General features: G+C 67.6%; 11 protein-coding genes, 1 tRNA gene and 1 pseudogene. 4 read left to right on the forward strand and 9 right to left on the reverse strand.

Going from position 1 to position 12,698, the window contains the following annotated elements; all coding sequences use genetic code 11:
- Positions 1-1,213 (reverse strand): annotated as a pseudogene (argS, locus tag RTM68_RS04475) (arginine--tRNA ligase); the annotation flags it as partial.
- Positions 1,214-1,283: 70 nt separating this feature from the next.
- Here argS and RTM68_RS04480 point away from each other — a divergent pair.
- Positions 1,284-2,090: an SGNH/GDSL hydrolase family protein gene (locus tag RTM68_RS04480; protein ID WP_312168632.1), complete on the forward strand. Its 807-nt coding sequence runs from the start codon at positions 1,284-1,286 to the stop codon at positions 2,088-2,090.
- 16 nt (positions 2,091-2,106) lie between these two features.
- A tRNA-Arg gene (locus RTM68_RS04485) sits at positions 2,107-2,179 on the forward strand.
- A gap of 120 nt (positions 2,180-2,299) precedes the next feature.
- Here the strand turns inward: RTM68_RS04485 and RTM68_RS04490 are convergent.
- The 5 genes from RTM68_RS04490 to RTM68_RS04510 all read right to left on the reverse strand — a co-directional run bounded on the left by RTM68_RS04490 (position 2,300) and on the right by RTM68_RS04510 (position 6,917).
- Positions 2,300-3,742, reverse strand: coding sequence for a PepSY-associated TM helix domain-containing protein (locus RTM68_RS04490; protein WP_312168635.1), 1,443 nt, complete (start codon positions 3,740-3,742; stop codon positions 2,300-2,302).
- Between the two features lie 10 nt (positions 3,743-3,752).
- A complete protein-coding gene (locus RTM68_RS04495) occupies positions 3,753-4,976 on the reverse strand; it encodes a Dyp-type peroxidase (protein ID WP_312168638.1) in 1,224 nt (407 codons plus the stop codon).
- The gene (locus tag RTM68_RS04500; protein ID WP_312168641.1) at positions 4,976-5,542 is read right to left on the reverse strand and encodes a copper chaperone PCu(A)C; all 567 of its coding nucleotides are present in this window, start codon (positions 5,540-5,542) and stop codon (positions 4,976-4,978) included. Before RTM68_RS04500 ends, RTM68_RS04495 begins: the two co-directional genes overlap by 1 nt.
- A gap of 11 nt (positions 5,543-5,553) precedes the next feature.
- Positions 5,554-6,177 carry a copper resistance protein CopC gene (locus RTM68_RS04505; RefSeq protein WP_312168644.1) on the reverse strand — a complete coding sequence of 208 codons (624 nt, stop codon included), beginning with the start codon at positions 6,175-6,177 and terminating at the stop codon, positions 5,554-5,556.
- A 122-nt stretch (positions 6,178-6,299) separates the two neighbouring features.
- Positions 6,300-6,917 (reverse strand): hypothetical protein, encoded by a 618-nt coding sequence (locus RTM68_RS04510; protein WP_312168646.1) that lies wholly within the window; start codon positions 6,915-6,917, stop codon positions 6,300-6,302.
- 168 nt (positions 6,918-7,085) lie between these two features.
- Here RTM68_RS04510 and RTM68_RS04515 point away from each other — a divergent pair, with 168 nt between their 5' ends.
- The gene (locus RTM68_RS04515; protein WP_312168647.1) at positions 7,086-8,036 is read left to right on the forward strand and encodes a manganese catalase family protein; all 951 of its coding nucleotides are present in this window, start codon (positions 7,086-7,088) and stop codon (positions 8,034-8,036) included.
- Between the two features lie 20 nt (positions 8,037-8,056).
- Here RTM68_RS04515 and RTM68_RS04520 read toward each other — a convergent pair whose 3' ends face one another.
- Complete coding sequence (locus RTM68_RS04520; RefSeq protein ID WP_312168648.1) at positions 8,057-8,632, reverse strand: NADPH-dependent FMN reductase; 576 nt, start codon at positions 8,630-8,632, stop codon at positions 8,057-8,059.
- A gap of 207 nt (positions 8,633-8,839) precedes the next feature.
- On the opposite strand from RTM68_RS04520, the gene RTM68_RS04525 reads away from it, so the two are divergent.
- Positions 8,840-9,799 (forward strand): DUF1214 domain-containing protein, encoded by a 960-nt coding sequence (locus tag RTM68_RS04525; protein ID WP_312168649.1) that lies wholly within the window; start codon positions 8,840-8,842, stop codon positions 9,797-9,799.
- A gap of 77 nt (positions 9,800-9,876) precedes the next feature.
- On the opposite strand, the gene RTM68_RS04530 is transcribed toward RTM68_RS04525, so the two are convergent.
- Entirely contained in the window at positions 9,877-10,269 is a 393-nt protein-coding gene (locus RTM68_RS04530) for an SHOCT domain-containing protein (RefSeq protein ID WP_194764297.1), read from the reverse strand.
- Positions 10,270-10,329: 60 nt separating this feature from the next.
- Positions 10,330-12,687 carry an arylsulfatase gene (locus RTM68_RS04535; RefSeq protein ID WP_312168652.1) on the reverse strand — a complete coding sequence of 786 codons (2,358 nt, stop codon included), beginning with the start codon at positions 12,685-12,687 and terminating at the stop codon, positions 10,330-10,332.
- Between the last annotated feature and the right edge of the window lie 11 nt (positions 12,688-12,698).

Below are 12,698 nucleotides of genomic sequence, written 5' to 3' on the forward strand. Positions count from 1 at the left end.
GCGAGTAGCGCAGCGCGTCGGTGCCGAGCCACTCACGAAGGTCGTCCATCTCGATGATGTTGCCGGCGCGCTTGCTCAGACGAGCACCGCCGACCGAGACGAGCTGACCGATCAGCACCTCGACGTTCTTCTCGGGGTCCTCGCCCGCAGCGCCGGCGATCGCCTTGAGGCGGTGCACGTAGCCGTGATGATCGGCGCCGAGGAGGTACAGCTTGTACTCGAAGCCGCGGTCGCCCTTGTTGAGGTAGTACGCGGCGTCGGCCGCGAAGTACGTGTACTCGCCGTTGGAGCGGCGGATCACGCGGTCCTTGTCGTCGCCGAAGTCGGTCGTGCGCACCCAGACGGCACCCTCGTCATCGAAGACGTGGCCCTGCTCGCGCAGACGGTCGACGGCCTCATCGACGAGGCTCACGCCGGCCTCGTTCTTGTCGTGCAGAACGCGCTCCGAGAACCACACGTCGAAATGGACGTTGAACTTCGCGAGCGACTGCTTCTGCTCCTCGAGCTGGTACTCGTACGCCAGTTCGCGTGCGACGAGCGCCTGGTCTGCCGCGGGCAGCTCCGACAGGTCCGGACGCGCCGCGAGCACGCGCGCGGCGAGGTCGCCGATGTAGCTTCCGGCGTAGCCGCCCTCGGGGGTCGGCTCGCCCTTCGCCGCAGCGAGCACGGAGTTCGCGAAGCGCTCCATCTGCACACCGGCGTCGTTGATGTAGTACTCCCTGGCGACGGTCGCACCCGACGCGGAGAGCACCCGGGCGATCGCGTCGCCCAGCGCCGCCCACCGGGTGTGGCCGATGTGCAGGGGTCCGGTCGGGTTCGCGCTCACGAACTCGATGTTGATGCTCTGGCCGGCCTGGGTCTCGTTGTGGCCGTACTTCGTGCCCGCCTCGACGATGACCTTGGCCAGCGCACCGGACGCGGCGGCATCCAGGCGGATGTTGATGAATCCGGGGCCTGCGACCTCGGCGCTCTGCACGCCGTCGACCTGCGCGAGGCCGTCGGCGATCTGCTGCGCCAGCTCGCGGGGGTTCGTGCCGAACGGCTTCGCCAGGCGCATCGCGATGTTCGAGGCCCAGTCACCGTGGTCACGGTTACGAGGGCGCTCGAACACGATGTCGGATGCGGTGACGGCGAGCGGCTCGCCGGGACGTCGTTCCTCGGCGATCGGTGCGAGGACGGCGAGGAGGGCTTCGGCGAGCGTTTCAGGGTTCATAGGCATCCCAGTTTACGGCTCGTCACGCGCCGGAATTTGCGTCGGGAGATTCGTGATCTACAGTCATGCCATGCGCCCCGTCACCGCCCGTCGTCACCTGCCCGTCGCAGGGGTCGCGATCGCGGTGTTCCTGGCCCTCGCGGCCGTGGTCCTCGGGGTGTGGAGACCGTGGGTACCGTCGCCGACGACGGCACCCATCGGGGCGGCATCCACCGATGAGAACGCGGTCGCGATCGCCCCCGCTCCCCTGCTGCTGCCTGACGCCCCGACCGTGCTCGTCTTCGGCGATTCGTGGACCTACGGCTCGGCCGCCACGGTTCCCACCGAGGGGTACGCGTACGTGCTCGCCGATCTTCTCGGCGGCGAGACGATCGTCAACGGCGTGCGCGGCAGCGGCTACCTCAAGCCCGGCATCGACGGCCCGGCTTTCGGCGAGCGTATCGCTGCCCTCGACCCGGCTCTCACCCCCGACCTGATCATCATGCAGGGCTCGATCAACGACCGCGAGCAGGGAGAAGCCGGCTACCGCGAGGCTGTGACGGCCGCCTGGGATGCGATGTCGGCGAAGTACCCCGACGCCACGATCGTCGTGCTCGGTCCCGCCCCGCACGAACTGCCGGTCGGTGAGGGCACCGCAAGAATCGACACGGATCTCGGCGAGCTGGCCGCCGCGCGCGGATGGTGGTACATCTCCCCCATCGCACAGAACTGGATCACGGAGCAGAACTACCTCTCGGTGATCGACGCGGATCTCGGCCGCAAGCACCCCTCCACCGACGGACATCGCTATCTCGCGGAGAAGGTCGCCGCGGCACTCGCCGAACTCGGCGACGCGCCCGTGACCGAGGCCGGGTCGGAGACCACCGCCGAGCAGTGATATTGTCGACCGGTACGCCTCCGTAGCTCAGTGGATAGAGCGCCGGTTTCCGGTACCGTAGGTCGCAGGTTCGACTCCTGTCGGGGGCACATCGGGTTGTACGCGGATCGCGTGTGAATACGTACGCGTTACCGCCGACTACGGAAAAGGCCGCCTGACTCCAGGCGGCCTTCTCCGTACCTGCGGAACGGCCCGCATCGAGAGCGGAGCTAGCTGCTGCCGGAGTCGCTCATGGAGCGCCCCGCCCGTGAGCGTGCGACCACTCCCCGGATAACATCGACCACCAGGAATCCCACGAGAGTCCACCCGACCGCGGGAAGCCAGAACCCGACCCCCACAGCCGCGGCGGCGACCGCAGCGACTCCCCACCATGGAGCATCGCGCAGGACAGGGCGAGGCGCACCTCCGGCAGGACGACCATCGCCTCCGGCAGGGCGCCGTCTCCACCACATCAGGTATCCGAGGACGACCATCGCCGCGAGCGCCGCGGCGGTGACGAACAGGACGATCTGATTGACGAGCCCGAACATCACGCCCATGTGGAGATTCACACCCCAACTGGCCAGTTTCGCGGGAAGCGGGAAGTCAGCGAAGTCGACCCGGTCCACGACCTGCATCGTGGTGCCGTCGATGGCGAGGGAGTCCGCCTCCGTGGGGAAGCTCGTCTTGATCTCGCGGACCGTCCACGCTGTGCCGGGCTCCGCCGGCGGTCTGATCTCCACCTGACCGGTGTTGATGTTCGCCCGGTGCGCGATGGCGAGGACCGCGTCGAACGTGGCGGGGTTCGCGGCACCGGTGGGAGCGCCCTGCGCACCGTGATGGTGCGTGTGCTCGTCGGCATCCGTCACCGGTCCGTCAAGGGCGGTGTCGACGGATGGCGTCCCCCAGTCGAGCGCAGCCCGCACGGAGCTGATGTTCGCACCGGCATGCTGCGACCAGGTGATGCCGGTCGCCGAGAGGAAGAGCGCGCCGAGCAGTACCCAGATGCCGACAGAGGCGTGCCAGCCGAAGAGACGGCGGTATCCCCTGTGTGCACGGTTCGGGCGAAGGAGATCCTTCTTCGCCCGTGCTCGCCGGATCCGGATGATCCAGAGGGCGAGGCCGGCCACGGCGACGATTCCGAGCCACGAGGCCGCGAGCTCGCTGTACGCCCGTCCCGGTTCACCGAGCTGGAGATTGCGGTGCAGGTTGCTGATCCATGTCCGCACGGGCGTGGATCCACTGGTGCCGTAGACGACGAGGTCGCCGCGTACCTCTCCGGTCGCGGGGTCGACGAACACGGCGCGGGACTCACTCGGACCGAGGCCGGCTTCGGCGTACATCACGCGCGTGGTGTCGCCGTTCTCCGGCGCCGGTCGGACGGCGAGCAGCGCGGCATCCTCCCCCAGGTGGTCGTCGGCGGCGCCGATCTGGGACGCGAGAGGGAGCATGGTGTCACTCTTCGGCGCATGCAGCTCGTGGGCGTAGACCACCTGCTCGAGTTGCGGCGCCACCGCGTAGAGCGCGCCGCTGAGCGCGGCGATGAGGATGAACGGGCCGACGAGAATGCCGGCGTAGAAGTGCAGCCGCAGAAGAAGCGCGCCGAACCACCCGGCTCGACGGCGTGGGCGTTCCAGCGCACGTGGCGCTGTGTGGGTATCGCTGAGAGGCATGATCGGTCTTTCAGGAGAGAAGGGTGTCGCCGATGAATCCGTCTGCGCGGCATCCAGGCGGAATCGCGAAGACGGCGGAACCGATGGGCGTCGTCCACTCGTTGAGCAGATCGAGCTCGTCCAGCCGGCGCTGCATCGGGGTGAACTGACGATCGATGTCGGCCTGGAAGGAGACGAAGACCAGGCCCGACTCGGAGACCTCCGCGCCGACGGGGCGTTCGTCGTAGTTGTAGGCCCGGCGGAAGATGCGTTCGCTCCCGTCACCACGTGCCCGGCGGATGTGAGCGAACTGCGGGATGACGGGGAACCCGATGGCGGTCTTCGCGTCGAAGTCGGGTTCGTCGAACTCCTCAGCACCGGTGAGGGGCGCCCCGTTCGCGAGGGTGCGTCCCACGGACGCATCTCTCCCGCTGCGATCGAGACGATCCCATTTGTCGAGATCCATCCGGATGCGCCGGACGACCATCCCGGTACCCCCGTCGAGCCAGCCGCCGGCTGTCCAGACGACCTCGTCGAAGTCCGTCGTCCCCGGTTGCGGATTGGTGGTGCCGTCGACCTGGCCGAAGAGATTGCGCATGGTCGTCCCAGGCCGCTCCGTCCCGTATGCGCGGCGGAAACCCTGCTGTGTCCATCGGATGACGCCGAATCCCCGCGCATCCTTCAGCAGCATCCTCGTCGCATGCGCGACGGTGAGCGGATCGTCACCGGCGATCTGCAGCAGCAGGTCGCCGTCGCAGAACTCCGGACGCAGCTGATCCACGCGGAACGCCGGCAGCGGCGCCAGCCAGTCGGGCGCGGCGCCACCGGCTCGCTCGACGAGCCCCGGGCCGAAGCCGAACGTCACCGTGAGGCGCGCAGGTGAGAGCGCGAGCTCGGGTTCGGAATCGGCGAGGGCCGGGTTTCCCTGGGTCAGACGGGCCGCGTCATCGGTGAGGATGCGCATGAGCCGGGTGAGTGCGCCGCGGTCGACGGCGTCATGCAGATCAAGCGCGACGAAGACGCCGTGCGCCTGCGCGGACGTGTCGATGCCCGCCTGGTGGACTCCGAAGAAGGGGACCGTCTCCTCGCCGTTCATCGGCGTCGCGGGCTCGGGGGCCGGTCTGCGGGTGTTCAGGGCGATGTCCGCTCCGACAGCCGCGACCGCGCCGACGCCGGCGACAGCCCCTCCGAGGAGGAACTGTCGCCGAGTCGACCCGGTGCGACGGGAACGGACGCCCTCAGCGGGCGCGGGCATCAGTGGCCCATGCCCTCGTGGTCGTCGCCCGACTCGTAGTTCTCGTTCGCGCCCGAGTAGTCCTTCACCGGCGCGGTGAAGTCAGACGTCGACTCGTCAGAGAACGTGAGCATGAAGGTGACCTCGTCCCCCGCCCGCAGCGGAGCGGCGAGATCCATGAGCATGATGTGGTCGGCGCCGGGTTCGAGGGCGAGCTCGCCACCGGCGGGGATCACGAAGCCCCCCTCGATCTCGCGCATCACCATCTCGCCGGACTCGTTCTCGACGGTCTCGTGCAGCTCGAGCATGCTCGACGCAGCAGACGTCACCGCGATGACGGTGACGTCGGCGTCGCCGGTGTTGACGAGCGTGCCGAACGCGGCCGACATCCCCTCGTCGGCCGACTTCACCCAGGCATCGTCGATCGTGACGGCGTCAGCCGCGGGGGCGCCTGCGGTGTCAGCGGGGGCGCTCTGTGGCGCGCATCCGCTCAGGGCGCACAGCGAGAGCGCTGCGACGGCGAGGATGCCGGCGAGGGGCATCATGCGGGTGTTGCGGGTCGTGTGGCAGGTGGTTGTGGTGTTCACGGTGGAACCTCTCAGAGATCGTCTGCCGCGGAATCGCCGGTCTCCGGCGTCACGGCTGTCGTACGAGGACGACGAAGGAATCGGAAGACGGCGAGGAGCGCGACGGCGACAGCCGCCCCGATCCCGCCGACGAGCAGCACGCGCACGGCACCGCTCGACTCATCTGCGATCTGATCTGACACGGACGTCGATGCATCGGGCGACGACGGCTCACGAGTATCCGAACTCGATCCGGTCACCATCGGCTCAGCGTCTCCGACGGCGAACGGGATCACGCCGGAGATCGGGTGCCCGTCTTCCGAGACGACCTGCCACCGCACCTGATAGCCGGCGACCGGCATGCCTGGCCTCACCTCGGCGGTGACCTCGTTCCTCGACACGACCACCGCACCGGTGGTCCACTCGGTGCCGGCCTCGTCGACGACGAGCACCACGGCGCCCGTCGTCGACTCATCGAGCACGAGGAGCTCTCCGGAGAAGGTCATCGAGATGCTCGATGGGGCCGCAGCGAGCTGCTCCCCTTCGGCAGGGGTGCTCGAGACCAGTTGATCGTGAGCGGATGCCGGCACCGCGGTCACGACGACCGCGATCGCCGCCAGCATCAACCCCGCCGCACAGGCGCGGAAAGTGGACATGGATGAAAGACCTCTCGACGGGCGCCGCCAGGGGCGCCGTTGCTGCGTTCAGATGCCGCGCACGACATGCACGGCGACGACGCGCCGGCGCCCGGACAGGGCAGCGGCGCGACTCGGTCGGATCAGATCGCGAGAGAGGCCGGCGGCGCGCGACCGCGCAACGATGCCAGGTGAGGAGCGCCTCGGCCGGGCGGGGCGAGGACGAATGCGGCGTGCAGCCGACGTCGAGCGCGCGGCGCGAGGTCGACGACCGTGACAGAGGCGCGCTGACGCAGCCACCGAACGGCCTGGACGGCGAGTGCACGGGTCGCGTGCACCAGCCGCTCGCCCCAGTGCAGCGCCGCGATGGTGATCAGCGCCGCGCACAGGTGCCCGATCCACATGGGGCCGTGTGCGGCGACGGGATCCGGTAGCGCGACACCGACACCGGACGGCAGGACGAGTGGAGCCCCGTGCACGTGCTCCGGCAGCGACCCACCCGAGGGTGTGACCGTGCCGAGCACGAAGAGCGTGTGGAAGAGGACCTGGCTCACGCCGACCGAGAGCGTGAGCCTCACGGGTGAGAGCCTTCTGCCTGCGAGGAGGGTGCAGAGCATCAGCGACAGGATCCACGGCACGACGATTCCCAGCGGTCCGGGCATCTGCCCGCCGCCGGAGACGTGGCCGGAGAGTGCCACGAAGGTCGCGAGAGTCGACGACGCGAAGCCGCGCACGACGGCCGGCTTGCGGGACTCCTTCACGTCTTCAGTCTGCCACGCTCTCGCGCCTCCACATCCGCGGCGACCTCACGCATGTCCGGACGTAAGCGCCAATGGTACGTCGTCGCGCACGCCCCGTCGAGGGGTGCGGTCGTCGGGGGTCGCGGGCGCACCCTGAGCGAACACCCATCCCCTACCCGGAGGCGCACCATGTACTTTCACGTCCAGGAATTCATCACCGAGATCGCGACAGACGAGCCCGATCCCGCCGCGGCGAACGCTCTGCAGGAAGGACTCGGAGGGCAGTTCGGTGAGATGCGGACCATGATGCAGTACCTCTTCCAGAGCATCAACTTCCGCGGACCCGACGCCAAGCCCTACAAGGATCTGATCCAGGGCATCGGCACCGAGGAGATCAGTCACGTCGAGCTCATCGGCACGACCATCTCGCGGCTGCTCGACGGATCGCCGCAGTACCGGGGCAAGCCGACCGACCCCGTCGACCAGCCCGGCGCGGGAGGCGCCACACCGCTGAGCATCGCCGTCGACACGAGCAACATCCATCACTATCTCGTGGGCGCACAGGGCGCTCTCCCGGTCGACGCCGTCGGCAACCCGTGGTCGGGAAGCTACGTGTACAACTCCGGAAACCTGGTGCTCGACCTGCTCTACAACCTGATGCTCGAGTCGACCGGCCGCCTGCAGAAGTGTCGCCTCTACGAGATGACCGACAACCGGATGGCGCGCGGCACGATCGCGTACCTGATCGTCCGCGACCAGGCGCACGAGAACGCCTATGCCAAGGCGCTCGAGACGCTCGGCGTGAACTGGCGCACATCGCTGCCGATCCCGAAGACCAACGCCGAGCAGTTCCCCGAGGTCAAGGAGCTTCTCGATCTGGGCCTGCAGAGCAAGAGCTATTCGTTCGATCTGACCGCGCAGTCCGAAGCGGGGAGGATCTTCCAGGGCGCGTCTCCGTCGAACGACGGCACCACCCTCGACGCCAGCGAGCAGGCGCCGACCGGGGCACCGATGACGATCTCTCCCGAACGTCCGGAGGAGTTCTCGCCCGGGGCCGATGACGACCTCCGCGCCCTGATCGAAGCCACCGCGGAGATGGAGATGGCCGACATCGATGCCACCTTCGGTCGAATGTCGTGACCGGCTGCGTGGGGGTTCGCTCAGCTCTCAGTGTCCCGCGGCAGCACGGTGAGCACTCGTTCGATGTGGTCGCGGAACTCCGACATGTAGTCCCGCAGGAACGTCGCGGTGCCCTGGTTCGTCACCGTGCCGTCGTCGGCGTAATCGTCGGGGACGAACTGGATGTAGGCCTCGGGAGACGTCATCTGACGGGCGTTGCAGAAGCTCAGCACACCCCGCAGACTCTGCTGGGCGACTGCCGTGCCGATCGCGCCGACCGACGCCCCGATCACTGCTGCGGGAATGTGATCGAAGGAGTTCTGCCCCCACGGCCGTGACGCCCAGTCGATCGCATTCTTGAGGCCGCCCGGGATCGAGCGGTTGTACTCCGGCGTGACGAACAGCACCGCATCCGCCGAATCGATCGCTTCCTTCAGCTCGACAGCGACAGCCGGATAGTCGTCGTCATAGTCCTGGCTGTACAGCGGGAGGTCTCTGATCGGGATCTCGAAGAATTCGAGATCCTCGGGAGCCGACCCGATCAGCGCCGTCGCGAGGATGCGGTTGATCGATGTCGACGAGAGACTTCCGACGAAGTATCCGACTCGGTAGGTCATGACGATTCCCCTTGTCCCGACGTCATCGGCGACGCCGGTCTCAGTCTCGCTCGGAAGGGCGGTGGCGTCCAGCCTCGGAGGGTAGGCGGCGAGCGCAGATGAGTCGACGGTCTGATCGAGCATCCCCACTTCACCGATTTCGGATGACGTGAGCGAGTGGGTGCGTGCACCAGAATGGCAGCATCCACGACCTCGAAAGGCCGGATGATGACCGACAGCACAACGACCGACACCTCACCCACCGTGACGTTCGCGAACTTCGCGCACATCGAGACCCTGCGGATGTTCGCCGCCATCGCCGCGAGCGCCGGAGGCGCGAACCGCTGGAACCACTTCCGCGTCCCCACCCCGATCGATGAGCAGACCGTGATCCGCATGAACCGCGACACGCTCTACAGCGCCGCGATCATCGATGTGTCGCAGGGCGCGACTCTCTCGATCCCCGAGGCGGGCGATCGGTACGTGTCGGTGATGCTCGTGAACGAGGGGCACTACATCAACCGGGTCCTGCACGAGGCGGGCGAGCATGCACTGTCCACCGAGGAGCTCGGCTCGGACTTCGTTCTCGCGGCAGCACGCATCCTGGTCGACCCCGAAGACCCGGGAGACGTCGCCGCCGTCAACGCTCTGCAGGACCAGCTCACGCTCACGTCGGCCGGAGGCCGCGAACTACCGCCGCTCGACTACGACGCGACATCGTTCGCGGAGACGCGGGACGCCGTGCTCACCCTCGCGAAGGGACTGCCCGACTTCGAGCACGCGTTCGGCCGTGCGGATGCGGTCGACCCGATCCGCCATCTGCTCGGCACAGCCGCCGGGTGGGGCGGGCTCCCCGAGAACGAGGCGTACTACCTCAACGTCGAACCCGGCCTGCCGCCCGGCGAGTACACGCTGCAGGTGGGCGATGTGCCCGTCGACGGGTTCTGGTCGATCTCGCTGTACAACGCAGACGGCTACTTCGAGCCCAACGACGCGGGCCGTTACAGCGTCAACAGCGTCACCGGTGCGCGCGATGCCGACGGGACGATCACGGTGCGATTCGGGGGCGATCCTGCCGCACCCAACGCGCTTCCCCTCACGCAGGGCTGGAACTACCTCGTGCGTCTGTACCGACCGCGACCCGAGGTGCTCGACGGCTCGTGGCGGTTCCCGACCATCACCGGTTGACTTCGCGGGCGGGACAGCCCGCCTGGGCACGGATGAGCCCCACCGACACGATGTCGGTGGGGCTCATCCGTCTGCTCTCAGACGTGGGCGAGCGCGCGGGCCTTGATCCGTTCGTACTCCTCGGGCGTGATGGTGCCGTCGTTGAGCAGGCTCTTCGCCTTGGCGATCTCGTCGCTCGGGCTCGAGCCCGCGACCGTCCTGATGTAGTGGTCGGTCGCGTCGGCCGTCGCCTGCACCTGCGCGGCGCTGCGTTCGGCCATGCCCTGCCCCCTGGCGATGAGGTAGACGAGCGACGTGAGGAAGGGCACGAAGATCAGGAAGACGACCCAGACCGCCTTCCACCAGCCGTTGAGCTTTCGGTCTCTGAACAGGTCTCCGATGATCGCGAACAGCGCGAACAGATACGAGATGAAGACGAACGCCCAGAAGAACCACCAGATGATGTCCCAGAATCCCTGCCAGAAACTCATGATCGGCCTTTCCGTTGATGCGATGGATGGTGCGGATGCGGTGGGCTGCGGGTCGCAGGCCTACTGCTTGAGCATGGCGACGGCGAGACGGTGCTCGTCGTCGATGAGGTGCGAGTGGTCGTCGTCGCCCAGGTCGATGCGCACCCAGTGGAGCGTGCCGGTGAACGCGTTGCCTGTCGCCCCGTAGTCGGGAGACACCGGCGACGCGAGGTCTGCCCCGACATCCACGGTCTCGTCGAAGCTGAACTGAAAGGGGATCGTCTTCTCGATGCGCCCCTCACCCAGCAGCTGGTCACCCGCGTAGAGCGTGACGGTGCCTCCCTTGCCGAGGCCTCCGCCGTCATAGGCGAAGTGCGCGCGGAGCTCCTGCTCGCCCTCGGGGACGTCGAGATCCGAGTGGATCACGGCGGTCTCGATGCCGAGCAGGTTGTAGGCGAACGCGAGCTTGCCGGCGTGACCGTAGAACGACCACCCTCCGTACGCGCCGCCCTGCGCGATGATCACGCCTTCTGCCCCCGACTCCCCCGGCACGATGCTGGCCGTGACCGTCCACGACTTGTTCTTGATGTTGATCGTGGTGTTCTCACTGAGGCGCTTCATCCCGGGATAGAACTTCTGGGTGTCGGCCACGACCAGCTGCGGTCGGCCGGCGAGATCGGGATTGAACCTCTCGGCCGTGCGGATGTCGAGCGGCAGCACGTTGTACCGCGCCGCCTGGATGAGGAACAGCTCCTTCAGATGCGCGAGGCGCTCGGGCTCCTGGGCCGCGAGATCGTTCGACTGGGTCCAGTCCTCCTCGACGTTGTAGAGCTCCCAGACGTCCTCGTCGAGTCCGTGCGACGAGCCGAGCCACGGGTCTTTGTGCTTCGCGACCGCGGTCCACCCCTTGTGATAGATCGCGCGATTGCCGACCATCTCGAAGTACTGCGTGGTGTGCCGCTCCTCGGCCTTCTCACCGTCGGACCCGAACGTGTAGTTCATCGGGGTTCCCTCGTAGGGCCGCTGCGTCACCCCGTTCACGGTCGAGGGCTCCGGGATGCCGGCTGCCTCGAGGACCGTCGGTGCGACGTCGATGACGTGGCTGAAGTGATTGCGGATCCCGCCCTTCTCGACGCCGCCGTTCGGCCAGCTGACGATCGTGCCGTTCCGGGTGCCGCCCCAGTGGCTCGCCACCTGCTTGGTCCACTGATAGGGCGTGTCCATCGCGTGCGCCCAGCCCACCGCATAGTGGTTGTACGACCGGGGCGTGCCGATGTCGTCGATGTGGTCGGCGACGTACTGCTCGGTCTCCAGATCGTTCATGTGGTTGATCGTGAAGCCCTCGTTGGTCGTGCCGTGCATCGAGCCCTCGGCACTGGCTCCGTTGTCGCCGATGATGACGTACACGAGCGTGTCGTCGAGGATGCCGAGCTCGTCGTAGGCGTCGAGCAGCAGACCGACGTGGTGGTCGGCGTAGGCGAGGAAACCGGCATAGACCTCCATCTGCCGCGCCAGCGCGGGCTTGATGAGGTCGCTCATCTCATCCCACGCCGGGATACCGGGGCTGCGCTCGGTCAGCACCGAATCCGGCGCGATCACCCCGAGCTCGAGCTGGCGGGCGAAGGTCTCCTTGCGGACCTCGTCCCACCCCTGGTCGAATTTTCCCTTGTACTCGTCCGCCCACTCGGTCGGCACGTGGTGCGGCGCGTGCGTCGCTCCGGGAGCGAAGTAGGTGAAGAACGGCACGTCGGGAGCCAGCGACTTCTGCGCGCGCGTCCACGCGATCGCCTTGTCGGTCATGTCGCCCATGAAGTGGTAACCGTCTTCCGGGGTTCCCCACGGCTCGACCGGAACCGTGTTCTCGTACAGCGCCGGATACCACTGGTTGGTCTCGCCGCCGATGAACCCGTAGAAGTACTCGAAGCCGTTGCCGGGACTCGGCCAGCCGTCGAAGGGTCCGATCTCGCTCGCCTGCCAGACCGGCACCTCGTGGCACTTCCCGAACTGCGACGTGTTGTAGCCGTTCAGCTTGAGGGTCTCGGCCAGCGGAGCACAGCTGTTCGGACGGAGCGAGCTGTACCCGGGCGCGGACGTGGCGATCTCGGTGATGCCGCCCATCCCCACCGTGTGGTGGTTGCGCCCGCTCAGCAGTGCGGCGCGCGTCGGAGAGCAGAGCGCAGTGGTGTGGAAGCGCGTGTACTTGAGTCCGGCCGCTGCCACGCGCTCGAAGTTCGGTGTCTGCACCGGCCCGCCGAACGCGCTCGATGCTCCGAAGCCGGTGTCGTCGATCAGGACGACGAGGACGTTGGGCGCCCCCTGCGGCGGTCGCACCGGACTGATCGCCGGAAAGTGGGTGTCGGGGTCGGTCGCGTCAGCGGTGACCATCCCGGTGTGGACCAGGTCGGGTATCGGCAGGATGGATCGCTGACGGTCGGGCATGGTCACTCCTC

Source organism: Microbacterium sp. (assembly GCF_031988965.1).
Classification (GTDB): Bacteria; Actinomycetota; Actinomycetes; order Actinomycetales; family Microbacteriaceae; genus Microbacterium.

Coding starts and splice junctions, on each gene's coding strand:
- RTM68_RS04480 (WP_312168632.1), top strand. CDS start 1,284: ATGCGCCCCGTCACCGCCCGTCGTCACCTGCCCGTCGCAGGGGTCGCG.
- RTM68_RS04490 (WP_312168635.1), bottom strand. CDS start 3,742: ATGCCTCTCAGCGATACCCACACAGCGCCACGTGCGCTGGAACGCCCA.
- RTM68_RS04495 (WP_312168638.1), bottom strand. CDS start 4,976: ATGCCCGCGCCCGCTGAGGGCGTCCGTTCCCGTCGCACCGGGTCGACT.
- RTM68_RS04505 (WP_312168644.1), bottom strand. CDS start 6,177: ATGTCCACTTTCCGCGCCTGTGCGGCGGGGTTGATGCTGGCGGCGATC.
- RTM68_RS04515 (WP_312168647.1), top strand. CDS start 7,086: ATGTACTTTCACGTCCAGGAATTCATCACCGAGATCGCGACAGACGAG.
- RTM68_RS04520 (WP_312168648.1), bottom strand. CDS start 8,632: ATGACCTACCGAGTCGGATACTTCGTCGGAAGTCTCTCGTCGACATCG.
- RTM68_RS04525 (WP_312168649.1), top strand. CDS start 8,840: ATGACCGACAGCACAACGACCGACACCTCACCCACCGTGACGTTCGCG.
- RTM68_RS04530 (WP_194764297.1), bottom strand. CDS start 10,269: ATGAGTTTCTGGCAGGGATTCTGGGACATCATCTGGTGGTTCTTCTGG.
- RTM68_RS04535 (WP_312168652.1), bottom strand. CDS start 12,687: ATGCCCGACCGTCAGCGATCCATCCTGCCGATACCCGACCTGGTCCAC.